Annotated in this window: 21 protein-coding genes; 10 read left to right on the top strand and 11 right to left on the bottom strand. The window is 70.9% G+C overall.

The annotated features are described in order from the left end of the window. Positions 1-107: 107 nt before the first annotated feature. The 7 genes from QQA02_RS09595 to QQA02_RS09565 all read right to left on the bottom strand — a co-directional run bounded on the left by QQA02_RS09595 (position 108) and on the right by QQA02_RS09565 (position 6406). Positions 108-515, bottom strand: coding sequence for a metal-sulfur cluster assembly factor (locus QQA02_RS09595; RefSeq protein ID WP_284774692.1), 408 nt, complete (start codon positions 513-515; stop codon positions 108-110). Beyond that, the gene (sufU, locus tag QQA02_RS09590) at positions 515-979 is read right to left on the bottom strand and encodes a Fe-S cluster assembly sulfur transfer protein SufU (protein WP_284774694.1); all 465 of its coding nucleotides are present in this window, start codon (positions 977-979) and stop codon (positions 515-517) included. Before sufU ends, QQA02_RS09595 begins: the two co-directional genes overlap by 1 nt. Position 980: 1 nt before the next feature. Further along, positions 981-2246, bottom strand: a complete 1266-nt coding sequence (locus QQA02_RS09585) for a cysteine desulfurase (protein WP_284774696.1) — start codon at positions 2244-2246, stop codon at positions 981-983. Then, entirely contained in the window at positions 2246-3001 is a 756-nt protein-coding gene (gene sufC / locus QQA02_RS09580) for a Fe-S cluster assembly ATPase SufC (RefSeq protein ID WP_284774698.1), read from the bottom strand. Before sufC ends, QQA02_RS09585 begins: the two co-directional genes overlap by 1 nt. 79 nt (positions 3002-3080) lie before the next feature. Beyond that, the gene (gene sufD, locus QQA02_RS09575; RefSeq protein ID WP_284774699.1) at positions 3081-4250 is read right to left on the bottom strand and encodes a Fe-S cluster assembly protein SufD; all 1170 of its coding nucleotides are present in this window, start codon (positions 4248-4250) and stop codon (positions 3081-3083) included. After that, entirely contained in the window at positions 4251-5699 is a 1449-nt protein-coding gene (gene sufB / locus QQA02_RS09570) for a Fe-S cluster assembly protein SufB (RefSeq protein WP_284774700.1), read from the bottom strand. After that, positions 5696-6406: a helix-turn-helix transcriptional regulator gene (locus tag QQA02_RS09565; RefSeq protein WP_284774701.1), complete on the bottom strand. Its 711-nt coding sequence runs from the start codon at positions 6404-6406 to the stop codon at positions 5696-5698. Before QQA02_RS09565 ends, sufB begins: the two co-directional genes overlap by 4 nt. A gap of 119 nt (positions 6407-6525) precedes the next feature. Between QQA02_RS09565 and mptB the strand changes: the two genes are divergently transcribed. The 5 genes from mptB to QQA02_RS09540 all read left to right on the top strand — a co-directional run bounded on the left by mptB (position 6526) and on the right by QQA02_RS09540 (position 12187). Beyond that, positions 6526-8304 (top strand): polyprenol phosphomannose-dependent alpha 1,6 mannosyltransferase MptB, encoded by a 1779-nt coding sequence (gene mptB / locus QQA02_RS09560; protein WP_284774702.1) that lies wholly within the window; start codon positions 6526-6528, stop codon positions 8302-8304. A gap of 6 nt (positions 8305-8310) precedes the next feature. After that, positions 8311-9261: an ABC transporter ATP-binding protein gene (locus QQA02_RS09555; RefSeq protein ID WP_284774703.1), complete on the top strand. Its 951-nt coding sequence runs from the start codon at positions 8311-8313 to the stop codon at positions 9259-9261. Next, on the top strand, positions 9258-10064 hold the full coding sequence (locus tag QQA02_RS09550; protein ID WP_284774705.1) for an ABC transporter permease: 807 nt from the start codon (positions 9258-9260) through the stop codon (positions 10062-10064). Before QQA02_RS09555 ends, QQA02_RS09550 begins: the two co-directional genes overlap by 4 nt. A 151-nt stretch (positions 10065-10215) precedes the next feature. Further along, positions 10216-11106 carry a COX15/CtaA family protein gene (locus QQA02_RS09545; RefSeq protein ID WP_284774738.1) on the top strand — a complete coding sequence of 297 codons (891 nt, stop codon included), beginning with the start codon at positions 10216-10218 and terminating at the stop codon, positions 11104-11106. Positions 11107-11212: 106 nt separating this feature from the next. Further along, positions 11213-12187 carry a quinone oxidoreductase family protein gene (locus QQA02_RS09540; RefSeq protein ID WP_284774706.1) on the top strand — a complete coding sequence of 325 codons (975 nt, stop codon included), beginning with the start codon at positions 11213-11215 and terminating at the stop codon, positions 12185-12187. Positions 12188-12265: 78 nt separating this feature from the next. Here the strand turns inward: QQA02_RS09540 and QQA02_RS09535 are convergent, their stop codons facing one another. Next, positions 12266-13198, bottom strand: coding sequence for a heme o synthase (locus tag QQA02_RS09535; RefSeq protein ID WP_284774707.1), 933 nt, complete (start codon positions 13196-13198; stop codon positions 12266-12268). A gap of 332 nt (positions 13199-13530) precedes the next feature. Between QQA02_RS09535 and tkt the strand changes: the two genes are divergently transcribed. From tkt to pgl, 5 genes are all read left to right on the top strand, one after another. Further along, a complete protein-coding gene (gene tkt, locus QQA02_RS09530; protein WP_284774709.1) occupies positions 13531-15627 on the top strand; it encodes a transketolase in 2097 nt (698 codons plus the stop codon). 144 nt (positions 15628-15771) lie between these two features. Next, positions 15772-16854: a transaldolase gene (tal, locus tag QQA02_RS09525; RefSeq protein ID WP_284774710.1), complete on the top strand. Its 1083-nt coding sequence runs from the start codon at positions 15772-15774 to the stop codon at positions 16852-16854. 239 nt (positions 16855-17093) lie between these two features. Then, complete coding sequence (zwf, locus tag QQA02_RS09520; protein ID WP_423777768.1) at positions 17094-18650, top strand: glucose-6-phosphate dehydrogenase; 1557 nt, start codon at positions 17094-17096, stop codon at positions 18648-18650. Positions 18651-18712: 62 nt separating this feature from the next. Further along, positions 18713-19639 (top strand): glucose-6-phosphate dehydrogenase assembly protein OpcA, encoded by a 927-nt coding sequence (locus QQA02_RS09515; protein WP_284774711.1) that lies wholly within the window; start codon positions 18713-18715, stop codon positions 19637-19639. Positions 19640-19664: 25 nt separating this feature from the next. Next, positions 19665-20477, top strand: a complete 813-nt coding sequence (gene pgl, locus QQA02_RS09510; RefSeq protein WP_284774712.1) for a 6-phosphogluconolactonase — start codon at positions 19665-19667, stop codon at positions 20475-20477. 104 nt (positions 20478-20581) lie between these two features. Here the strand turns inward: pgl and secG are convergent, their stop codons facing one another. The 3 genes from secG to tpiA form a co-directional block, all read right to left on the bottom strand. Then, the gene (gene secG / locus QQA02_RS09505; RefSeq protein WP_075663773.1) at positions 20582-20815 is read right to left on the bottom strand and encodes a preprotein translocase subunit SecG; all 234 of its coding nucleotides are present in this window, start codon (positions 20813-20815) and stop codon (positions 20582-20584) included. A gap of 125 nt (positions 20816-20940) precedes the next feature. Further along, a complete protein-coding gene (ppc, locus tag QQA02_RS09500; protein ID WP_284774713.1) occupies positions 20941-23709 on the bottom strand; it encodes a phosphoenolpyruvate carboxylase in 2769 nt (922 codons plus the stop codon). Positions 23710-23903: 194 nt separating this feature from the next. Beyond that, a complete protein-coding gene (tpiA, locus tag QQA02_RS09495) occupies positions 23904-24686 on the bottom strand; it encodes a triose-phosphate isomerase (protein ID WP_284774714.1) in 783 nt (260 codons plus the stop codon). Positions 24687-24726 lie beyond the last annotated feature (40 nt).

The following is a 24726-nucleotide window of genomic DNA, read 5'->3' as shown; positions in this document are numbered from 1 at the left end:
CAACGGGGAGGGACGGGGCGTCGTCAATCGAACTACCCCGCCCAGCCGCAGGGCGTCACCTTCAACGACCTGCTGAAGGCCGCGCGCGAGGCGCGCGACGCGCTGCGCTAGACGGCGAAGCCGAGCGCGCGCAGCTGCTCGCGGCCCTCCTCGGTGATCATGTGCGGGCCCCAGGGCGGGATCCACACCCAGTTGATCTCCACCTCGTCGGCCGCGCCGTTGTTGACCACGGCCACCGAGGCCTGATCCTCAAGCATGTCCGTCAGCGGGCACGCCGGCGAGGTCAGCGTCATGTTGATCACCGCGGTCTTCACGTCGTCGGAACGGTCGATGAAGATGTCGTAGACCAGACCGAGGTCGACGACGTTGATCCCGAGCTCGGGGTCGATGACGTCGCGGAGGTACTCCTCGACGTCGGCGGCGTCCTTGATGTCCTGCTCCGTCTGGGGCGGGGCCTGCGGGCCGTCGGCGGCGGCGCGCTCGGGGGTCCCGGCGTTCTGGTCCTCTTCGGTCATTACCTGTCAGAGCCTCCGTTCATCTTGTCGAGCGCCTCGGCGGTGGCGGCCTGGAAGGCCTTCCAGCCGAGCAGCGCACACTTGACCCGGGCGGGGTACTTGGCCACCCCGGCGAAGGCGACGCCGTCGCCGATCAGCTCGGGGTCGCCCTCATCCTTGCCGCGCGAGGTGATCATGCGGTCGAAGTCCTCGAGCTTCTCCATCGCCTTGGCCACCGGCTGCCCGACGATCTCCTCGGCCATCACCGACGTGGAGGCCTGGGAGATCGAACAGCCGCTCGCCTGGTAGGAGACGTCCTCGACCGTCTCGCCGTCCGCCGAGAGGTGCACGCGCAGCGTGACCTCGTCGCCGCAGGACGGGTTGACGTGGAAGACCTCGGCCTCGAAGGGCTCGCGCAGCCCGGAGTGGGTCGGGTTCTTGTAGTGGTCCAGGATGACCTCCTGGTACATGGATTCAACGCTCACGCTACTTCACCCCGAAGAAATCTCGCGCGTAGTCGATCGCCTCGGCCAGCCGGTCGATCTCCGCTTCCGTGTTGTACAGGTAGAACGACGCCCGCGCCGTGGACTGCGCGCCCAGGCAGCGGTGCACCGGCCACGCGCAATGGTGGCCCACGCGCACGGCCACGCCGCGGTCGTCGAGGACCTGGCCGAGGTCGTGCGGGTGGATCCCGTCGACGACGAAGGAGACCGCACCGCCGCGGGCGACCGGCTCGGTCGGCCCGAGGATGCGCAGGCCCTCGATCTGCGGGAGCACCTCGAGGGCGTGCGCGGTCAGCTCGTGCTCGTGGGCGGCAACCGCGTCCATGCCGACTTCCTCGAGGAAGTCGACCGCCGCGCCGAGGCCCACGACCTGGCTGGCCATCTGGGTGCCGGCCTCGAAGCGCTGCGGCGGCTCGGCGAAGGTCGTCTTCTCCATGGTCACGACCTCGATCATGGAGCCGCCGGTCAGGAACGGCGGCAGCTGCTCGAGCAGCTCCGCGCGCCCGTAGACCGCGCCCACGCCCGAGGGCCCGCACATCTTGTGCCCGGAGAAGGCGGCGAAGTCCACGCCGAGGGCGTGCACGTCGACCGGCTGGTGGGGCACGGACTGGCAGGCGTCGAGCACGGTGAGCGCACCGACGGCGCGCGCCCGGCGCACCAGCTCCGGCACGTCGGTGACCGCGCCGGTCACGTTCGACTGGTGGGTGAAGGCGACGACCTTGACCGAGTCATCGAGCTCGAGGGAGTCGAGGTCGATGCGGCCGTCCTCGGTCGCCGAGTACCACTTCAGCGTCGCGCCCGTGCGCCGGCAGAGCTCCTGCCAGGGCACGAGGTTGGCGTGGTGCTCCAGCTCCGTGACGACGACGGTGTCGCCCTTACCGACGCGCAGGTCGCCGGCGCGGTGGTCGCCCAGGCAGAACGCGACGAGGTTGAGGCCCTCGGTGGCGTTCTTGGTGAAGGCGATCTCCGGGCCGTCGGCGCCGATGAAGTGCGCGATGCGCTCGCGCGCCTCCTCGTAGGCGTCGGTGGCCTCCTCGGCTACCTGGTAGGCGCCGCGGTGCACGGGGGCGTTGGTGTGCAGCACGAAACGCTCCTCGGCCCGCCACACCCGCTCCGGGCGCTGCGAGGTCGCCCCGGAGTCCAAATAGACGAAGGGCTTCCCGTCACGCACGGTGCGCGAGAGGATCGGGAACTCCGCGCGGACGGCCTCGACGTCGAGGCGCCCGTCGGCGGTTCGGAAGCCGGCCATCAGATGTACTGCTCGTAGCCCTGCGCGTCGAGTTCGTCGGCGAGCTCGGGACCACCGGTCTTGACGATCTGACCGTGGGCGAAGACGTGCACCACATCCGGCTTGACGTACTCGAGGATGCGCTTGTAGTGCGTGATCATCACGATGCCGCCGTTGTTCTGCTCGTGGTACGAGTTGATGCCGTCGGAGACGACGCGCAGCGCGTCGACGTCCAGACCGGAGTCCGTCTCGTCCATGACGGCGAACTTGGGCTTGAGCAGGTCGAGCTGCAGCACCTCGTGGCGCTTCTTCTCGCCGCCCGAGAAGCCCTCGTTGACGGAGCGCTCGGTGAAGGACTTGTCGATCTTCAGGTTCTCGCGGGCCTGCCCCATCTCCTTGATCCAGTCGCGCAGCTTCGGCGCCTCGCCGCGCACGGAGGTCACGGCCGAGCGCAGGAAGTTCGACATGGACACGCCCGGCACCTCGGTCGGGTACTGCATGGCCAGGAAGAGGCCGGCGCGGGCGCGCTCGTCGACCTCGAGGTCGAGGAGGTTGACCCCGTCGAGGAGCACCTCGCCCTCGGTGATCTCGTAGCGCGGGTGGCCCGCCAGGGCGTAGGCGAGGGTGGACTTGCCGGAGCCGTTCGGGCCCATGATGGCGTGCACCTCGCCGGAGTTCACGGTCAGGTTGACGCCGTGGAGGATCGGCTTCGGCTCGGCGTCCTCCTCCGCGGGGACGACCTGGGCGTGCAGGTTCTTGATTTCGAGAGTAGACATCGCTTTTCTCCGCTGTTCTCTAAGTTGTCGGTGTCAGTGAGTGGGGTCGGGTCCGGCCCCCTGAGTGGTGGGCGGGACCCTAGAGGACGACCTTCTCCAGCTCGTCCTCGACGCGCTTCTCCAGCTCCTCGCGGACGGACTCGACCGGGATCTTGTTGATGACCTCGGTGAAGAAGCCGTGCACGATGAGGCGGCGGGCCTCGGCCTCCGGGATGCCGCGGCTCATCAGGTAGAACAGGTGCATGTCGTCGAAGCGGCCGACGGTCGCGGCGTGGCCGGCGCCGGGGATGTCGCCGGTCTCGATCTCCAGGTTCGGGATCGCGTCCGCACGCGCGCCCTCGCTGAGCACCAGGTTGCGGTTGGCCTCGTAGGTGTCCGTGTTGCTGGCCTTGGCGCGGATGAGCACGTCACCGACCCAGCAGGTGCGCGCCTCGGTCTTGGTCTCCTTGTCGCCCTGCAGCGCGCCCTTGTAGAGGACGTTGGAGGTGCAGTTCGGCTCGGAGTGGTCGACCAGGAGGCGGTTCTCGAAGTACTGGCCGTCGTCGGCGAAGTAGACGCCGAGCATCTCGACGTTGCCGCCCTGGCCGCCGAAGCGCACGCGCGGGGCGACGCGCACGACCTGGCCGCCGAAGGTGGCCACGCTGTGGTGCAGGTCCGCGTCGCGGCCGATGAGCGCCTGGTGGTTGGACAGGTGGACGGTGTCGTCCTCCCAGTCCGCGTCGGTGACCACGGTCAGCTTGGCGCCGTCGCCGAGGACGTACTGGACGTTGTCGGCGTAGATGGCCGAGCCCTGGTAGCGCAGGACGACGGTCGCCTTGGCGTGGGCGCCCAGCTCGACGAGGATGCCGCCGAAGGCGGTCTTGTCCGCGCCGTGGCCGGTGACGTCGATGTGCACCGGGGAGGCGACCTCGGTGTCGCGGGCGACGTTGACGTAGGTCAGCTCGTCCATCGAGGTCCAGGCCTGCGCGGCCACACGGTCGGCCGGGGCGCCGGCGCGCAGGGCGCGCTCGTCGTCCTTGGCCAGGGTGCCGACCTCGACGCCCTGCTGGCCGTCGGCGACGGTGACCTCGATGTCCGGGGCGGTCTGCTCCGGGAACTTGCCGTTGTGCAGGCCGCGCAGGGCGCGCAGCGAGATGAAACGCCAGATCTCGTCGCGGCCCCCGGGCACGTCGAAGTCGTCGACGTTGTAGGAGGTGAAGACGTCACCCTTGGTGTCGTGCGGCGTTCCGTTCTTGACGATCTCCGTCAACTAACCCACCGATCCTTCCATCTGCAGTTCAATCAGGCGGTTGAGCTCGAGTGCGTACTCCATGGGCAGCTCCTTGGCGATCGGCTCCACGAAGCCGCGCACGATCATGCCCATGGCCTCCTCCTCGGACAGTCCGCGGCTCATCAGGTAGAACAGCTGGTCCACCGAGACCTGCGACACGGTCGCCTCGTGGCCGAGGGTGACGTGGTCGTTGCGGATGTCATTGTAGGGGTAGGTGTCCGTGCGCGAGATGTTGTCCACCAGCAGCGCGTCGCACTCGACGTTGGCGGTCGAGTGGTGGGCGTTGGCGTGGATCTCGATCAGGCCGCGGTAGGCGGAGCGCCCGCCGTTGCGGGAGACGGACTTGGAGACGACGTTCGAGGAGGTGTGCGGCGCCATGTGGACCATCTTCGCGCCGGTGTCCTGGAACTGGCCCTCGCCGGAGAACTGCGCGGAGAGCACCTCACCGCGGGCGTAGGGGCCGGTCATCCAGACGGCCGGGTACTTCATGTTGGTCTTGGAGCCGATGTTGCCGTCGATCCACTCCATCGTCGCGCCCTCCTCGGCGCGGGCGCGCTGGGTGACCAGGTTGTAGACGTTGTTCGACCAGTTCTGGATGGTGGTGTAGCGGCAGCGCGCGCCCTTCTTGACGATGATCTCGACGACCGCGGCGTGCAGCGAGTCCGACTTGTAGATCGGGGCGGTGCAGCCCTCGACGTAGTGGACGTAGGCGTCCTCGTCGACGATGATCAGCGTTCGCTCGAACTGGCCCATGTTCTCCGTGTTGATGCGGAAGTAGGCCTGCAGCGGGATGTCGACGTGCACGCCCTTGGGCACGTAGATGAACGAGCCGCCGGACCAGACCGCGGCGTTGAGCGCGGAGAACTTGTTGTCGCCGGCGGGCACGACGGTGCCGAAGTACTCCTGGACGAGCTCCGGGTACTCGCGCACGGCGGTGTCGGTGTCGACGAAGATGACGCCCTGGCGCTCGAGGTCCTCGCGGATCTGGTGGTAGACGACCTCGGACTCGTACTGGGCGGCGACGCCGGCGACGAGGCGCTGCTTCTCGGCCTCGGGGATACCCAGCTTGTCGTAGGTGTTCTTGATGTCGGAGGGCAGGTCGTCCCAGGAGGTCGCCTGCGTCTCGGTCGAGCGCACGAAGTACTTGATCTTGTCGAACTCGATGCCCGACAGATCGGGGCCCCAGGTCGGGATGGGCTTCTTCTCGAACGTCCGGTAGGCCTTGAGGCGCTGCTCGAGCATCCACTCGGGCTCGTTCTTCATCCGGGAGATGTCCCGGACCACGCTCTCGTCGAGGCCGCGGCGCGCGCTGGCGCCGGCGGTGTCGGAGTCGTGCCAGCCGTAGCTGTACTTGACGTCCATCTCCTCGATGATCTCGTCATCGGACCGCGGCTTGCCGACGTTCGGGTTCTGCGTCGCTTGGGTCATGAGCCTCTCCTTTCCTCAGGAGTGTTGATGGTGGACAGCGGAATGTTCGTGGTGCACACGTCGTTGCCGTGGGCGATGGCGGCCAGGGGCTGCACGTGCAGCCCCGCGCGTCTCGCGATCGCCTCGTGCTCGGCGGCGCACAGTTCCGGGAACTTCTCTGCCACGTGGGAAACCGGGCAGTGGTGTTGGCATATCTGCACACCCCCGCCGGCGGCGGTGACTGTTGCAGCGTATCCGTTCTCGTCGAAGGCCCGCGCCACGGCGCGGACCGTCTCCTCCACGGACTCGGGGTCGTCCTCGTCCGCCCGCGGGATCCCGGCGAGGATCTCCTCGATCCTGCGCCGGGCCAGGTCGCGCACGGCCTCCTCCCCGCCGACGTCGCGCAGCGCCTCGAGGGCGAGCGCGGTCAGCGAGTCGTAGTCGTGCCCGAAGCCCTCGCGGCCGCGGTCCGTCAGCCGGAAGCTGCGGGCGGGCCGGCCCCGGCGGCGCGTGACACCGCGCGGGGGGTTGCGTCGGACGGACTCGATGAGCCCCTCCTCGTGGAGGATGTCTAAGTGGCGGCGCACCCCCGCCGCGGACATGCCGAGATGCTCGGCCATCTCCGCCGCGGTCACCGGGGCGTGCTTGAGGAGTGCGCGCATGATCCGGTGACGGGTCTCCCCCTCGGGCGCTTTCGCGTGGTCGTGGGGTGTTTTCGCCTCGGACATCGGTCACCTCCTGGCGGCGTTCGCCTTTAGACAACAGCGATGTTACGTATTTCCCGTGACCGCGCCAACATCGGGTCTCCTTACCCGCCGGCGTGTAGCCTCCGACTACGATCAGGCCCGTGCGAGGCGAGCGATGGGTGCTCTGGCGGGCACTCGTGAATGACCTGCCCCGGATCGGATCCGCGGGCAGCCGCTCGGCGCGCCTGCACTCCTCCGCGCTCGTCACCGCCGTCGCCGGCTCCGACCTCGCCTCGAGGCACACCTTCGGCGGCCTGCGCCCCCGGGAGATGCTCTCCTTCGCCGTCGTGCGCTGGGTGGGCACCGTCGGCGCGCTGCTGATGGGCTTCGGCGCCCTGGGCGCCGGCGCCCTGCCGGTCGTCGACAACCCCTACCGCGCCTTCCCCGGCGGCACGCTGCTCGCCCAGCTGCTCCAGGCCTCCTCCGTCATCGTCCTGCTGGGCGTGGCCCTGCTGGTCCTGGCGTGGGTGTGCATGAGCCGCTACGTCGGCGCGGACCTCGGCGGCGTCTTCGGCCGCCCTACCCCCGGCCGGGTCAGCCCCGGCATGCTGTGGCGCACCGCCGCCGCCTGGGTCGCCCCGCTGGTACTGACCGCTCCCCTGTTCACCCAGGACATCTACTCCTACCTGGCCAACGGCGCGATCGTGCGCATGGGCCTGGACCCCTACTCCGCCGGCCCGGTCGATCTTCTGGGCACCGAGCACCACCTGGCCCGCTCCGTGCCCTTCATCTGGGCGCACTCCCCCTCCCCCTACGGCCCGGTCGCCCTCGGGATGGCCGCCGCCGTCAGCCGGGTCACCGGCGACTCGGTGATCCTCGGCGTGCTCGCCCACCGGCTTCTCGGCGTGCTGGCGCTGGCCGCGGCCGCCTGGGCCGTCACCCGCCTGGCGCGGCGCTGCGGCATCTCCGCGTCCACCGCGCTGTGGCTGGGCCTGCTCAACCCGCTGACCCTGCTGCACCTTGTCGGCGGCATCCACAACGAGTCGGTCATGCTCGGCTTCGTCCTCGTCGGCATGGAGGTCGGCCTGCGCGGCGTCGACCACATCGCCGCCCGCGCCGGCACCGCCGGGCACTGGCGCGGCCTCGGCCTCTTCGTCCTCTCCGGCGCGCTGATCTCGTGTGGCGGCATGGTCAAGGTCGTCGGCTTCTTCGGCCTCGGATTCACCGGCATGGCCCTGGCGCGCGCCCTGGCCGGGCGCCCCAGCACCGACGAATCCGGGACACGAGAGATTGACGACGCCGCGTCCGGCACCCGTGCGCGCCCGGGCGTGCGCCCGGCGGTGCTCGCCGTGGCGATGGCGGCGGTTCTCCAGGTGGTCATCCTCGTGGCCACCGCCGCGGTGGTCTCCGTGGTCACCGGCATCGGCCTGGGCTGGGTGACCGGCCAGGGCGGGGCGGCGACCATCCGCAGCTGGATGTCGATCACCACCGACGTCGGCGTGATCGCCGGCTTCGTCGGCATGCTGCTCGACCTCGGCGACCACACCGACGCGATGCTCTCGGTGACCCGCGCCGCCGGTGTGCTGGTCTCCGTCGGTTTCTCGCTGCGCATGCTCCTGGCGACCTACCGCGGCACCATCCACCCGGTCGGCGGGCTGGGGGTGTCCTTCTTCGTGCTGGTCATCTTCTTCCCCGTCGTCCACCCCTGGTACGTGCTGTGGGCCGTGGTCCCCCTTGCCGCCTGGGCCAACCGCCGGTTCTTCCGCTGGGCGGTCGTGCTCTACTCCGCGGCGTTCAGCTTCTTCGTCCTGCCGCGCGGGCTGGCCCTGCCGCCGGGCACCGTGCTGACCATCTACGTGGCCACCGTCGTGACCACGCTCGTGGTCGTCGCGCTGGGCTGGTGGGCGTTGAGGAAGGCGCGCTTCGTTGGCCTAGACTAGGCCGTCGTGAGTCTCAATCCCCCGAACACCCCCGGGCTCGTACTCGAGCGCGTGGTCAAGCGCTACGGCGCGACCACCGCCGTCGACGGCTTCTCCATGACCGCCGGACACGGGGAGATCACCGCGCTGCTCGGCCCCAACGGCGCGGGCAAGACGACGACCATCGAGATCTGCGAGGGCTTCCACGCCCCGGACTCCGGCTCTGTGCGCGTCCTCGGCCTCGACCCTGCCCGCGAGCCGGAGCGGGTGCGCGAGCGCATCGGCATCATGCTCCAGGGCGGGGGTGCCTACTCGGGCATCCGGGTCCGCGAGCTGCTCCGGCTGACCGCCTCCTACAACCGCGACCCCCTCGACCCCGACTGGCTGATCGATCTGCTGGGCCTGGAGCGGGTGGCCAAGACGACCTACCGGCGCCTCTCCGGCGGCCAGCAGCAACGCCTCTCACTGGCGCTGGCCGTCGTCGGCCGCCCCGAGCTGGTCTTCCTCGACGAGCCGACCGCGGGCCTGGACGCCCAGTCGCGCCTGGCCGTCTGGGACCTCGTGCGCGCGCTGCGCCGCGACGGGGTGACCGTGCTGCTGACCACCCACCTGATGGACGAGGCCGAGAGCCTGGCCGACCAGGTCGTCATCATCGACCACGGCCGGCGCGTGGCCGCCGGCACCCCCGCCGAGCTGACCGCCGGCACCGACGGCACCCGCCAGGACGTCGCCCTGAACGTCGACGGCGACCTGGACGCACGTCTTTTGGCCGTCGCCGCCGGGGTGCCCGAGGAGGCCGTCAGCCGCGTGCGCCCGCGCGCCTGGCGGGTCACCCTGGACCCGGCCGGGCCGAACCAGGTCGCCCGGCTGGTCACGGCCGTGGCCGAACAGGGCGTGACGGTGCGGGGGCTCGAGGTCGCCCACCGCAGCCTGGAAGACGTCTTCCTCGACCTCACCGGAAGGAGCCTGCGGCGATGACCACCACCGACAACCGTGCGACCGACGTCGCCCACCTGCCCGCCGGGACGTTCGCGCCCGCGCCGGGGCGCGCGGGCGTGATCAAGATGGTCCTCGCCCAGGGCCGCATCGAGTCCCTGCTCTTCCTGCGCCACGGCGAGCAGCAGCTGCTCAGCCTCGTCATCCCGGTGGCGATGCTGCTGGGCCTGACCTTCCTGCCCCTGGAGTGGCCCATGGCGGGCAGCGGAGACCCGCTCGACCGGTTCTTTCCCGTGGCCCTGGCCATCGCGGCGACCTCCTCGGGATTCACCGGCCAGGCCATCTCGCTGGCCTTCGACCGCCGCTACGGGGCGCTGAAACGCACGGGCGCGTCCGGCGTGCCCGCGTGGACGATCATCGCGGGCAAGGCCATCGCGGTGGCGGCCACGGCGCTGGTCCAGACGCTGCTGCTCGGCGCGATCGCGCTGGCGCTCGGCTGGCGCACGGACCTCACCGGTGCGCTGCTGGGCCTGGTCACCATCGTCATCGGCGCGGCCGCCTTCACCGCCATGGGCCTGCTGATGGGCGGCACGCTCAGCTCCGAGCTCGTGCTCGGGCTGGCCAACCTCATCTGGGTCGCGCTGATCGGGGTGACCGGGTACGTGCTCTACGTCCAGGGTCTCGACGCCGCGTCCTGGTGGGACGTGGTGCCCTCGGTGGCCATGGCCAGCGGGCTGACCGTGGCCTTCTCCGGCGGCGTGCCCTGGGTCCAGTGGCTCATCCTGGCGGCCTGGGCGGCCGCCGCGTCGGCCGCCTGCACCCGCTGGTTCCGGTTTGCGGGATAGATCACTCCCCTTTTTATTGGATCTGCCTGCGCGTTCGCGGATTCGGCGGGCGCGGGCGGCCCAGGTATGCTCGGGGCCTGTGACTACCGCGACCCAAACCCCGACCAAGACCCGCCGTGGGCCGAGCCTGCGCACCCAGCGCGTCCTGGCCATGATCCTGCTGATCGCCCAGGGCGGCATCACCGTCACCGGCGCGACCGTGCGCGTGACCGGCTCCGGCCTCGGCTGCGAGACCTGGCCGAACTGCCACGAGGGCTCGCTGGTGCCCGTCGCCGGCGCCGCCCCGGCCGTCCACCAGGCCATCGAGTTCGGCAACCGGCTGCTGACCTTCGTGCTCCTGGCCGTGGCCGTCGCGGTGCTCGTCGCCGTCGTCGGCGCCAAGCGCCGCAACGGCCTGCTCACGCTGGCGATCATCTCGCTGACCGGCATCTTCGTGCAGGCCGTCATCGGCGGCGTCTCCGTGTGGCTGGACCTGAAGTGGTGGGCCGTCGCCCTGCACTTCCTGCCCTCAATGATCCTGGTGTGGGTCGCCGCCGTGCTCTACACCCGCCTCGCCGAGCCCGACGACGGCGTGCGCCAGCGCACCTTCTCCCCCGCCGCGCGCGTCTGCGCGGTCGTCGCCGCCTGCGCCCTGGCGATCGTGCTGACCACCGGCACCATGGTCACCGGCGCGGGCGTGCACTCCGGTGACGCCGGCGACGGCATGGCCGGGCGCCTTGACGTCGACATCGACCTGATGGCCCACATCCACGCCTGGAGCATGTACGTCTACCTGGCGTTCACCCTGATCACCGTCTGGCTGCTCTACCGCTCGCGCGCCGACCGACCGGCGATCCGCACCGGCTGGGTGCTCGTGGGCTGCATCGTCGTGCAGGCCGCCATCGGCATCGCCCAGTACCGCATGGGCGTGCCGCGCTGGACCGTGCCGATCCACATCGGCATGAGCTCCGTGGTCACCGCGTTCACCGCCTTCCTCTGGGCGCACGGCGTCGTCCGCTTCCGCGACTCCGCCCGCGTGCCCGCCGAGGCCCTGGGGCGTTAGCGCCGCCGAATCTCTCCGGGAGTTGCCGGACGACCACCGACGCCGAGGGCACCCGCCGTCGGCGTTCGCCGTCGCCGGGCCCTGTGATCGCGCTACCGTGGGGTGCATGAAGGCAATCCAGGTCACCCGCCACGGCGGCCCCGAGGTGATGGAGTACACCGACGTGCCCGACCCGGTCCCCGAGCCGGGACAGGTGCTCGTCGGCGTCGACGTCGCCGGGATCAACTACATCGACACCTACTACCGCGAGGGCCTCTACCACTCCGCCCCGCCCTTCGTGCCCGGCTCCGAGGGCACCGGCCGGGTCATCGAGGACCCGGCCGGCCAGATCGCCCCGGGCACCGTCGTCGCCTGGTGCTCGGCGCCCGGCTCCTACGCGGAGAAGGTCGTCGTCGACGCCGACCGGCTCGTCGCCGTCCCGCAGGACATCCCGCAGCACGTGGCGGCGACCATGCTGCTGCAGGGCATGACCGCCCACTACCTGGTCAACGGCGTCTACCCGCTGGCCGCCGGCGACTCCTGCCTGATCACCGCCGGGGCCGGCGGCGTGGGGCTGCTGGCCACCCAGCTGGCCGCCCACCGCGGCGTGCGCGTCTTCTCCGTGGTCTCCACCAAGGAGAAGGAGGAGCTGGCATACGAGGCCGGGGCCACCGAGGTGTTCACCTACTCCGAGAACCTCGCCGAGACCGTGCGCCGGCGCAACGGCGGGCGCGGCGTGGACGTCGTCTACGACGGCGTGGGCCGCGACACCTTCGGCGAGTCGCTCGAGGCCGTGCGCCCGCGCGGGACGGTCTGCCTCTTCGGCGCGGCCTCCGGGCCCGTCGAGCCCTTCGACCCGCAGCTGCTCAACACGCACGGCTCGATCTTCCTGACGCGCCCCTCGCTGGGCGCCTACACCGCCGACGCCGACGAGTTCCGCATGCGCGCCCAGGCGATCACGCAGGCGATCGTCGACGGCACCCTGAACGTGCGCGTGGGCGGGGTTCACCCGCTCTCCGACGCCGCGCAGGCCCACCGGGACCTGCAGGAGCGGCGCACCACGGGCTCTCTGGCGCTGGACGTCACCGGCGACGGCGAGTAGCGCGACGTCGTCAATCGAACTGCACGACGAAGGCCCCCGCATCCGGACCGTGGTCCGGGTGGGGGCTTCCGGGTGGGGCTAGAACCAGGCGGGCGACCAGCCGGCGAGCACGCCGAGGGTCTCCCAGCCGATGACGGCGTCGATGGACAAGCCCACGAAGAGCACCGCCAGGTAGTTGTTCGACAGGATGAACAGCTTGAGCGGGTGCACCTTCTCACCGCGGCGCACGCCGTTGTGCAGGTTGGTGGCCATGATCAGGAAGGCCGCGCCCGAGAGGACGGCCACGACGCCGTAGATCCACGAGGCGGCCGGCACCAGCAGCAGCGAGACGATGACGGTCGCCCAGGAGTACCAGAGGATCTGGCGGGTGACCTCGACGGGCTCGCGCACGACCGGCAGCATGGGCACCTGGGCGCGCTTGTAGTCCTCGCGGTACTTCATGGCCAGCGACCAGGTGTGCGGCGGCGTCCAGAAGAAGATGATCAACCACATCACGATGGCCTGCCACCACTTCGCCGGCGACGGGTCGGGGGCGTTGGCGACGATGACCGCCCAGCCGACGACGACGGGCATGCAGCCGGCCGCGCCGCCCCAGACGATGTTCATGTAGGTGCGCCGCTTGAGGAACTTCGTGTAGACGAAGATGTAGAAGAACACCGTCAGCAGGATGAACACACCCGCCAGCAGCGAGCCGCACAGCAGCCACAGCCAGAAGAAGCTGATGATCATCAGCGCCCAGGCGAAAATCGCGGCGTTGCGGTCACTGACGGTGTTGCGCACCAGCGGGCGGGCGCGCGTGCGGCCCATCTTCCGGTCGATGTCCGAGTCCGCGACCATGTTGAAGGTGTTGGCCGCGGCGGCGCCCATCCACCCGCCGACGACGGTCAGCAGGATGAGCACGATGTTGTTCTCACCGCGCTCGGCCTGCAGCATCGCCGGGATCGCGGCCACGAGCAGCAGCTCGATCACCCTCGGCTTCGTCAGCGCGAAGTAGGCCTTGATCGTGTCCAAGTAGAAGTCCTCCAGCTCACAGTCCTCGCGGTGGGCTCCCCGCAGACAGGGGCGGGGGCACGTGGCAGTGGTCGAAACCGACCGCACGGAAGTTCCCGCCGCCCGGCCGCCGCCCCCGTTCGAGCGGGGTACGGCACGGGGGCGGCGTCGCGTACGAGACAACACTCTATCGTGCCCGCCCGCGCGGCCACGCCACCAGGTGCCGTCGCGCGGGTACGATTGCCTGCGAACCCGGAACTTCCCGGGGCAGCACGGCGCGGTGCCGCCGGGGCGGTCGCGGCGCCCCGGCATCCGGCACCCGCACACCGAGCATCACCGAGAGGAATTGAACAGTGAGCCTTTCTCCTGAACTGCAGGCACTGACGGAGCGTCGGTACCCGGACGACTGGACGGACACCGACACCCGTGCCGTCGACACCGCCCGCATCCTGGCGGCCGACGCCGTCGAGAACTGCGGGTCGGGCCACCCCGGCACCGCGATGAGCCTCGCTCCGCTCGCCTACACCCTCTACCAGCGGGTCATGGACCACGACCCGGCTGACGTGCACTGGACCGGCCGCGACCGGTTCGTGCTCTCCTGCGGCCACTCCTCGCTGACGCAGTACATCCAGCTCTTCCTGGGTGGCTTCGGCCTCGAGCTGCAGGACCTCGAGGAGCTGCGCACCTGGGGCTCCAAGACCCCGGGCCACCCCGAGTACCGCGACACCGACGGCGTCGAGATCACCACCGGCCCGCTGGGCCAGGGCCTGGCCTCCGCCGTGGGCATGGCCATGGCCTCGCGCCGCGAGCGCGGGCTGTTCGACCCGGAGGCCCCGCAGGGTGAGTCCCCCTTCGACCACTACATCTACGTCATCGCCTCCGACGGCGACCTCCAGGAGGGTGTCACCTCCGAGGCCTGCTCCCTGGCCGGCACCCAGCAGCTGGGCAACCTGATCGTCTTCTACGACGACAACGACATCTCGATCGAGGACGACACCGACATCGCCTTCGACGAGGACGTCCCGGCCCGCTACGCCGCCTACGGCTGGCAGGTGCTCGACGTCGAGGGCGGCGAGGACGTCACCGCGATCCTCGAGGCCGTCGAGGAGGCCAAGAAGGACACCTCGCGCCCGTCCTTCATCCGCGTGCGCACCGTCATCGGCTACCCGGCGCCGAACAAGATGAACACCGGCGCCTCCCACGGCGCCGCCCTGGGCGCCGACGAGGTCGCCGCCGTCAAGAAGGAGCTCGGCTTCGACCCGGAGAAGGACTTCGACGTCGACGACGATGTCCTGGCACACACCCGCAAGCTGCGCGAGCGCGGCGCGGCCCGCCACGCCGAGTGGCAGGAGAGGTTCGACGCCTGGGCCGAGGCCAACCCGGAGCGCAAGGCGCTCTTCGACCGCCTGACCGCCGGCGAGCTGCCGGAGGGCTGGGACGCCGAGCTGCCGACCTGGGAGCCCGACGAGAAGGGCATCGCCACCCGCAAGGCCTCCGCGGCCGTGCTGCAGGCTCTGGGCAAGACCCTGCCCGAGCTGTGGGGCGGCTCCGCCGACCTGGCCGGCTCGAACAACACCACCATCGAGGGCTCGCCCTCCTTCGGCCCGAAGTCGATCTCCACGGACACCTGGTCCGCCGAGCCCTACGGCCGCACCCTGCACTTCGGCATCCGCGAGCACGCCATGGGCTCGATCCTCAACGGCATCGCCCTGCACGGCCCGACCCGCCCCTACGGCGGCACGTTCCTGATCTTCTCGGACTACATGCGCCCGGCCGTGCGCCTCGGCGCCCTGATGAAGGTCAACTCCTACTACGTGTGGACCCACGACTCCATCGGCCTGGGCGAGGACGGCCCGACCCACCAGCCGGTCGAGATCCTCGCTGCCCTACGCGCCATCCCGAACCTGGCGGTGCTGCGCCCGGCCGACGCCAACGAGACGGCCGCCGCCTGGCGCGCCGCCCTGGCCCACGACGGCTTCGGCCCGAAGGGCCTGGCGCTTTCCCGCCAGAACCTGCCGGTGCTCGAGGGCACCCGCGAGAAGGCAATGAAGGGCGTCGAGCGCGGCGCCTACGTCCTGGTCGAGGGCTCCAAGGAGACCCCGGACGTGATCCTGATGGCCACCGGCTCCGAGGTCCAGCTGGCCGTCAATGCCGCCGAGCGCCTCGAGTCCGAGGGCACCGCCGCCCGCGTCGTCTCCGTGCCCTGCATGGACTGGTTCGCCGAGCAGGACCAGGCCTACATCGACGAGGTCCTGCCGCCCGAGGTCACCGCGCGTGTCTCCGTCGAGGCCGGCATCGCGATGCCGTGGTACCGCTGGCTGGGCCAGCGCGGCCGCGCCGTCTCCCTGGAGCACTACGGCGCCTCCGCCCCGGCGGCCGAGCTCTTCGAGCGCTTCGGCTTCACCGTGGACGCCGTCCACGACGCCGCCCGCGCCTCCCTGGACGCCTGACCGACGCCCCCGGCGGTACCTCCGGTGCCGCCGGGTCCCGGGGTCCGGTGCCCGCCGGGCGCCCCGGGCCCGCACGACAGTCCCCCCGTTGAACCTACCGACACGGTTGCACCGGTCGACACACCAGAAGTTAGGAAGATCCATATGACCGCTATCGACGATCTCGCCTCGGTGGGCACCTCCACCTGGCTCGACGACCTCTCCCGCGACCGCATCACCTCCGGCAACCTCGCCGAGGTGATCAAGGACAAGTCCGTCGTGGGTGTCACCACCAACCCCGCCATCTTCGCCGCCTCCATGTCGAAGGGCACCGCCTACGACGCCCAGATCGCGGAGCTCAAGGCCGCCGGCGCCGACGTCGACACCGCCGTCTACGCGATGAGCATCGACGACGTCCGCGACGCCTGCGACGTCTTCGCCGAGATCTACGAGCGCTCCGGCGGCAAGGACGGCCGCGTCTCCATCGAGGTCGACCCGCGCATCTCCGACGACGCCGAGCGCACCCTCGCCCAGGCCAAGGAGCTGTGGGCCAAGGTGGACCGCCCGAACGTGATGATCAAGATCCCGGCGACGAAGGCCTCCCTGCCCGCCGTGACCGACGCCCTGGCCGAGGGCATCAGCGTCAACGTCACGCTGATCTTCTCCGTCGAGCGCTACCGCGCCGTCATGCAGGCCTTCGCCGACGGCGTCAAGCGCGCCGCCGAGGCCGGCCACGACGTCTCCGGGATCCACTCCGTGGCGTCCTTCTTCGTCTCGCGCGTGGACACCGAGATCGACAAGCGCCTCGAGGCCATCGGCTCCGATGAGGCCCTGGCCCTGCGCGGCAAGGCCGGCGTGGCCAACGCCCGCCTGGCCTACGCGGAGTACCTGAAGTTCTTCGCGGCCGCCGAGCTGCCCGAGGGCGCCAACGTCCAGCGCCCGCTGTGGGCCTCGACCGGCGTGAAGAACCCGGAGTACCCGGCCGACCTCTACGTCGTGGAGCTGGCCGGCTCGAACACGGTCAACACCATGCCGGAGAAGACCATCGACGCCGCCCTGGACGGCGACAACGTCCACGGTGACACCCTCAACGGCACCGCCGAGGGGGCCGCCGAGGTCTTCGAGAAGCTGCGCGCCGTGGGCGTCGACACCGACGACGTCTTCGTCGTGCTCGAGCGCGAGGGCGTCGAGAAGTTCGTCGCCTCCTGGTCCGAGCTGCTCGAGAAGATGGCCCAGCAGCTGGCCTGATCCCGGCACCTGACCCCGCCCCGCCCCGCCCGAGACCCCGCGGTGTCCCGGGCGGGGCAGCGCCGTCAGGACCCGGTGCCCACCGGTGCCGGCTGGCGTCGCGCGCGACGTTGACCCGCCGCCGCGACGGCGCCCCGTAGACTTTTCCTTCCGTTCCCCTCCCGACCTCCGAGACCGCCCGCTCGACCCCGCCCGCCGGAGCCGCGAAACGCGCCTGCGGGCGGCCCTGATGAAAGGCCGTGACCGTCCCCGTGACCGCCGCACACAGCCCCGCCGACTGGACCAACCCGCTGCGCAACCCGCACGACACCCGCCTGCCGCGCATCGCCGGCACCTCCGGGATGGTCATCTTCGGCGTGACCGGCGACCTCTCGCGCCGCAAGCTCCTGCCCGCCGTCTACGACCTGGCCAACCGCGGCCTTTTGCCCGCCGGGTTCACCCTCGTCGGCTTCGGCCGCCGCGAGTGGTCCAAGCGGGACTTCGAGGACCACGTGCGCGCCGCCGTGCTCGACGGCGCGCGGACCCCCTGGGACGACAACGTCTGGGAGCGCCTGTCCGCCGGCATGCACTTCGTGACGGGCACCTTCGACGACGACGCCTCCTTCGACCGGCTCGCCGAGACCCTCGCCGAGTTGGACCGCCCCCGCGGCACGGGCGGCAACTGGGCGTTCTACCTCTCGGTGCCGCCGGGCAGCTTCGCCGACGTCTGCGCCCAGCTGGACCGCTCCGGCCTGGCGGCCGGTTCCGAGTGCTCGTGGCGCCGCGTGATCGTCGAGAAGCCCTTCGGCCACGACCTGGCCAGCGCCAGGGAGCTCAACCAGACGATCAACTCGGTCTTCCCCGAGGAGGCCGTCTTCCGCATCGACCACTACCTGGGCAAGGAGACGGTCCAGAACATCCTGGCGCTGCGCTTCGCCAACCAGCTCTTCGAGCCGTTCTGGGACGCCCGCTACATCGACCACGTCCAGATCACCATGGCCGAGGACATCGGCCTGGGCGGGCGCGCCGGCTACTACGACGGCATCGGCGCGGCCCGCGACGTCATCCAGAACCACCTGATCCAGCTGGCCGCCCTGGTGGCCATGGAGGAGCCGGTGGCCTTCGACCCCGGGCAGCTGCGCGCCGAGAAGATCAAGGTGCTGCGCGCCGCCGCCCCGGTCGAGCCCTTCGACGAGACGACCGCCCGCGGCCAGTACGGCCCCGGCTGGCAGGGCTCCGAGAAGGTGCCCGGCCTGCGCGACGAGGAGGGCTTCGACCCGGAGTCGACCACCGAGACCTTCGCCGCGCTGACCGTGGAGATCGGCTCGCGCCGCTGGGCCGGCGTGCCGTTCTACCTGCGCACCGGCAAGCGGCTGGGCCGGCGCGTCACCGAGATCGCGCTCGTGTTCAAGATGCCGCCGCACCAGCCCTTCCGCGACGAGCAGACCGCCGCCCTGGGCCCGAACGCGATGGTCATCCGCGTCCAGCCCGACGAGGGCGTGCTCATGCGCTTCGGCTCGAAGGTGCCGGGCTCCTCGATGGAGGTCCGCGACGTCAACATGGACTTCTCCTACTCGGAGAACTTCACCTCCGACTCCCCAGAGGCCTACGAGCGGCTCATCCTCGACGTGCTGCTCGGCGAGGCCAGCCTCTTCCCGACCAACACCGAGGTCGAGCTGTCCTGGAAGATCCTCGACCCCGTCCTCGAGTACTGGGCCGAGAACGGCCGGCCCGACACCTACCCCGCCGGTACCTGGGGTCCGGCCTCCGCCGAGAAGATGCTCGCGCGCCACGGCCGCACCTGGCGCCGCCCGTGACGGGCGTGAAGCCCGCGCGACCCGCCCCGGAGACCGACCCCACCCGCAGTGAAAGAGACACCATGACCGAGATCCTCACCGACACCTCGACCGGCTACATCGCCCAGCGCCTGGTCCGCGTACACGAGACCACCGCCCAGACCACCGGCCGCGTGCTCACCCTCATCGTCCTCGCCGGCGCCGACGAGAACCTGGAGTCTGTCATCGGCACCGTGAAAGACGCCTCCCGGGAGCACCCCTCCCGCGTGCTCGTCCTCCTCGACGCCGCCCACGGCCGCCCACTGCCGGACGGCAAGGACTCCTGCATCGACGCCGAGATCCACGTCGGCGGCGACGCCGGCGCCAGCGAGCTGGTGGTCATCCGCATGAACGGCGAGGTCGCCGAGCACCCGGCCAGCGTGGTCACCCCGCTGCTGCTGCCGGACACCCCGATCGTGTGCTGGTGGCCCTCGGCGGCCCCGGCCGACCCGGCGGCGACCAAGGTCGGCCGCATCGCCCAGCGCCGCATCGTCGACAGCCGCTGCAGCGGCCACGAGGACGCCCTCGCCGTCCAGCGCAAGCACTACTCCCCCGGCGACTCCGACCTGGCCTGGGCGCGCATCACCCTGTGGCGCGCGATCGTGGCCTCCACCCTCGACCAGCCGCCGCACCACGACATCACCGAGGCGCACATCTCCGGCCCGGCGGGCAGCTCGAGCGTCGACCTGGCCGCCGGCTGGCTGGCCGACCGCCTGCGCGTGCCGGTGACCCGCGAGACCCACACCGGCCACGGCATCCGCCTGGCCATGACGCGTGCCGACGGCGAGCTGGTCATCGACCAGCGCTCCCTGGACACCGTCGAGGTGGACGTGCCGGGCGCTGCGAAGCAGCTGGTCGCCCTCAACGAGCGCTCCCAGGCCGACTGCCTGTCCGAGGAGCTGCGCCACCTCGACCCCGACGACGCCTACGCCGGCGCCCTCGACGGCATCCGCCGCCTCAACTGGGCCTGAGACGGCCCGCAGAAGGAGAACCGAAATGACTGACGCCCCCGTCCACCCCGCCCGCCCCGAGATCGTCCGCGTGGCCGACCTCGAGGAGCTGACCCGCACCGCCGCGGCCCGCTTCATCGAGGTCGTCGCCGCCGTGCAGGCCCCGGGCGGCGGCCGCCACGGCGACGGTGTCGCGCGCGTCGTGCTCACCGGCGGCGGCGCCGGCACCGGGATGCTGGCCAAGCTCGCCGAGTTCGACGCCGCCGCCGACGCCCAGACCGAGACGTTCCCGGCCCTGCGCGTCGACTGGAGCCGCGTCGAGGTCTTCTTCGGCGACGAGCGCGACGTGCCGGTCACCGACCCGGAGTCCAACGAGGGCCAGGCCCGCGCCGTCCTCCTCGAGGCCGTCGGCGTGCCCGGGGCCAACATCCACGGCTGGCGCCTCGGCGCCGGCCGGGCCGGCGGCAACGGCCTCGAGCTGGAGACCGCCGTCGAGCGCTACGCCACCGTGCTCGAGGAGTTCGCCCCGCGCGGCTTCGACCTGCACCTGCTGGGAATGGGCGGCGAGGGACACGTCAACTCCGTCTTCCCGCACACTCCCGGCACGCGCGCCGACGCCCCCGAGGTGCTCGCCGTGACCGACTCGCCGAAGCCGCCGGCCCGCCGCGGCACCATCACACTCAACGGGGTGGCCCGCGCCGAGCGCGTCTGGCTGCTGGTGGCCGGCGCCGGCAAGGCCGAGGCTGCCGCGCACGTGGCCTCCGGCTCGAGCCCGGCCGACTGGCCGGCCGCCGGTGCGCGGGGTGCGGCGGAGACGCTGCTCTTCCTCGACGACGCCGCAGCCGGCGAACTGGGCTGAGCCCCCACCGGGCCGGCACCCACGCCGGACCGACGCCCCGCAAGACAGCGACCCCGTCGCGCCCGGGTGGGCGCGGCGGGGTCGTCGTCAATCGTGGGTGTGTGTCAGGCGTAGGCCTGCAGCAGGTTCAGCGCCACGATGCACAGGATCCAGATGAGGGCCATGATCACCGTGTAGCGGTCGAGGTTCTTCTCCACCACGGTGGAACCCGACAGGTTGGACTGCACGCCGCCGCCGAAGAGGCTGGACAGGCCGCCGCCCTTGCCCTTGTGCAGGAGCACGAACACCGACATCAGCACGGCGCTGAGCACGAGCACGATCTGGAGCGCGAGGATCATTGAAGTGAAGTCCCCTTCTGTCTGACGGGTTGAATGACTCAGGACAGTCTACACCATCGCCGCCCGGCCGGGCGGCGCGTGCCGCGGCGCGTCGATTGCCGACGCGTCGCGGCGCCCGGCGTCGACTAGCCGGAGTTGCGCAGGGCGGTGGCCAGGCCGTTCATGGCCAGCTGGATACCCAGCGGGACCTTCGGGTCCTCGTCGCCGGCGCGGTAGCGGCGCAGCAGCTCGACCTGCAGCACGTTGAGCGGCAGCAGGTACGGGAAGCGGTCGCGCACGGAGCGGGCCAGCCCGGGGTTGTCGGCGAGCAGCTCGTCGCGGCCGGTGACCTTGGCGAACATCTCGCAGGTCAGCTCGTACTCGGCGCGGATGGCGTCGAAGACGCGGCGGGCGACCTCCTGATCCGAGATCAGCGAGGCGTACATCTGCGCCAGGCTCATGTCCGCCTTGGCCATGACCTGGGCCATGTTGGACATCACCGAGGCGAAGAACGGCCAGTTCTCGGCGAGGTCGCGCAGCTCGGCGACCGCGGCGTCGCGGTCCTCGGACTGGTCGATGAAGTCGCGCAGCGCGGTGCCCACGCCGTACCAGCCGGGCAGCATGACGCGCGACTGCGACCAGGACAGCACCCACGGGATGGCGCGCAGGTCATCCAGCGACTCGGTCTGCTTGCGCGAGGAGGGCCGCGAACCGATGTTCAGCTTGCCGATCTCGGCGACCGGGGTCGACTCGGTGAAGTACTGGATGAAGCCGGGGTCCTCGTGGGCCAGGCGGGTGTAGGCCTCCTGGCTGGCGTGGGAGAGCCACGTCATGATCTCGGCGGCGCGCTGCGGGTCGTCGAGGTCGTTGACGTCCATCAGCGAGGCCTCCAGCGTCGCCGAAACCAGCGCCTCGAGGTTGCGGCGCGCCGTCTCCGGCGAGCCGTACTTCGCGGAGATGATCTCGCCCTGCTCGGTGACGCGCACCGCGCCCTGCACGGCGCCGGCGGGCTGGGCCAGGATCGCGTCGTAGGACGGTCCGCCGCCACGGCCGACGGTGCCGCCGCGGCCGTGGAAGAACCGCAGGCGCAGCCCCTCTTCGCGGCAGGCCTGCACGATCTGGGTCTCGCCGTTGAACAGGGCCCAGTTCGCGGCGAAGTAACCGCCGTCCTTGTTGGAGTCGGAGTAGCCGAGCATGACCTCCTGGAGGTCACCCCGGTTGCGCACGTAGGTGCGGTAGAGCGGGATCGACCAGACGGCGCGCAGGATGTCGGCGCCGCCCTCGAGGTCGTCGATGGTCTCGAACAGCGGGATGACGTCGACGGAGCCGGTCGGGTCCTCGCCGTTGGCGTGGATCAGGCCGACCTCCTTGAGCAGCACCATCGGCTCGAGGATGTCGCTGACCGAGGCGGCCATGGAGATGATGCAGTGCGGCACCATCTCGGGGCCGAACTTGTCCACGGCCTCGGCGGCCGCGCGGAAGATGCCGAGCTCGCGTTCGGTCGGCTCGGTGAAGTCGTGGTAGCCGGTGGGCACGAGCGGGCGCGGGGTGCGCAGCTCGTCGACCAGGAGCTCGATCTTCGCCTCCTCGTCCAGGCTCCGGTAGTCCTCAGCGACGTGGGCCAGGGAGAACAGCTCGGTGAGCACGTCCTCGTAGCTCTCGGAGTTCTGGCGGATGTCCAGGGCGTAGAGGTGGAAGCCGAAGGTGCGCACGGCGGCGCGCAGGTCGGCCAGGCGGGCGTCGGCGATGATCTCGTCGTGCTCCGCGCGCAGGCAGGAGTCGATGAGGTCGAGGTCCGCGAGGAACTCCTCGGCGTCGGCGTAGGGCTCGTGGACGGTGAACCAGTCGCCCTCGACGGCGTCGGGGCCGATGAGCCCGACGATGGTGGCCAGGATGCGGCCGCGCACGCCGTGGACGGCGCGGCGGTAGGGCTCGTCGACGCGCGAAGGCACGCCGTTGTGGCCCTCGTCGGCAAGCGCGTAGAGCTTCTCGGAGACCTCGCCGAGCCGGTCGGACAGGCTCAGCTCGTGCTCGAGGTCGTGCAGCTGGACGGCGTAGTACTTCAGCACGGTCTCCGCGGCGCGGGTGGCCGCGTAGTCCAGTGTGGTGCCGGTGACGGATGGGTTGCCGTCGTGGTCGGCGCCGATCCAGGAGCCGGGCTGCACGATCGGGTGCTGCGGCACGGGCGCGCCCGCGGAGTCGGAGAGCAGCTTGACGACGTCGTGGTTGAGCTTCGGGATGGCCTGCAGCAGCGAGAGCTTGTAGTAGCGCAGGCCGACCTCGATCTCGTCCTCGAGGCGGGGGCGGGCGACGCGGATGAGCGCAGTCTGCCACAGGATGGTCAGGCGGCGGCGCACGTCGCGCTCGATCTCGTCGAGCTCGCCGGCGGTCAGGGCGTTCTCGCCGGCCGTCAGCAGCACGCGGCGGCGGCGCATGAGCTCGGAGATGTGCTTCTGAGCGTCGAAGACGGTGCGGCGGCGAGTCTCGGTCGGGTGGGCGGTGAGCACCGGGGCGACCTGGGTTGCGGGGAACTCCCGCGAGATCGTCGCCGGGTCCACGCCGGCCTCGGCCAGCTTGCGCCAGGTCGCGTCGAGGGTGGATGCGGGGGCGGGCTCGCCGGCCTGGCGGCGGTGCAGCCGGGCCGACTCGTCGTAGAGGTCCTCGGCCAGGTTCGCCATGAGGGCGAAGTGGCTGAATGCGCGGATGACGTCGCGGGCCTTCTCGGCCTCGATGTCGTGGAACATGGCGGCCAGGTCGGACATGTCCGCCTCGCCGCGGGCGACCTCGAAGGCGCGCCGGCGCGAGTTCTCGACCAGGTCGAAGGTCTCCTGACCCTCCTGCTCGGCGATGACCTCGCCGAGGACGCGGCCGAGGAACCGGATGTCGTCCTGCATGTTGGTTTGATCGTCAACCATGACGGTTCTTCCTCTCCACCCCGGGCGGCCGCGGGCGCGGGCCCCAGGTCGCCGGGAGGGGTGTGCAGTAGGTGAGGTATTAGGTTCTTGAGCTGCGGTTTCTATGCCCTTGCGGGCGGGTTCGGGCGTGAAAAACCGCCCCGTGGTGGGGTCGCCACCACGGGGCGGCCTCGAGTCACGCCAGGTTGCGTCGCTTACGCGACGGTCTGGGCGGCGTTGGCGGCCAGCTTGGCGAAGGCCTCGCCGTCCAGGGAGGCGCCGCCGACCAGGCCGCCGTCGACGTCGGGCTTGCCGACGATCTCGGCGACGGAGTCGGCCTTGACGGAGCCGCCGTAGAGGATGCGGAACTCCTCGGCGGTCTTCTCGTCGGCGAGCTCGGCGATCAGCGTGCGCAGTGCGCCGCAGACCTCCTGGGCGTCGTCGGCCGAGGCGACCTTGCCGGTGCCGATGGCCCAGACGGGCTCGTAGGCCAGGACGGTGCGGGCCAGCTGGGCGGCGTCGAGGCCGGCCAGCGACTTGCGGGCCTGCTCGACGACGTAGTCGACGTGCTCGCCCTTCTCACGGATCTCGAGCGGCTCGCCGACGCAGACGATCGGCGACATGCTGGCGCCGAGGGCGGCGGCGGCCTTGGCGGCGACGGTCTCGTCGGTCTCGGCGTGGTACTCGCGGCGCTCGGAGTGGCCCACGACCACCCAGGCGCAGCCCAGCTTGGCGAGCATCTCGGCGGAGACCTCACCGGTGTAGGCGCCGGACTCGTGCACGGAGACGTCCTGGGCCCCGTAGGTGAACTGCAGCTTGTCGCCTTCGACGAGGGTCTGGACGGAGCGCAGGTCGGTGAACGGGACGGTGAAGGCGACGTCGATCTTCTCGTAGTACTCCTTCGGCAGGGCAAAGGCGAACTTCTGCAGGACGGTGATGGCCTCGAGGTGGTTGAGGTTCATCTTCCAGTTGCCCGCGATGAGGGGGGTGCGTGCCATGTGCGTTTCGGCCTTTCTGTGGGTGGCTGGTTTCGGGTTA

This window comes from Corynebacterium sp. MSK006 (assembly GCF_030232385.1).
Classification (GTDB): domain Bacteria; phylum Actinomycetota; class Actinomycetes; order Mycobacteriales; family Mycobacteriaceae; genus Corynebacterium; species Corynebacterium frankenforstense_A.
This window is presented reverse-complemented; position numbering and strand designations above follow the sequence as displayed.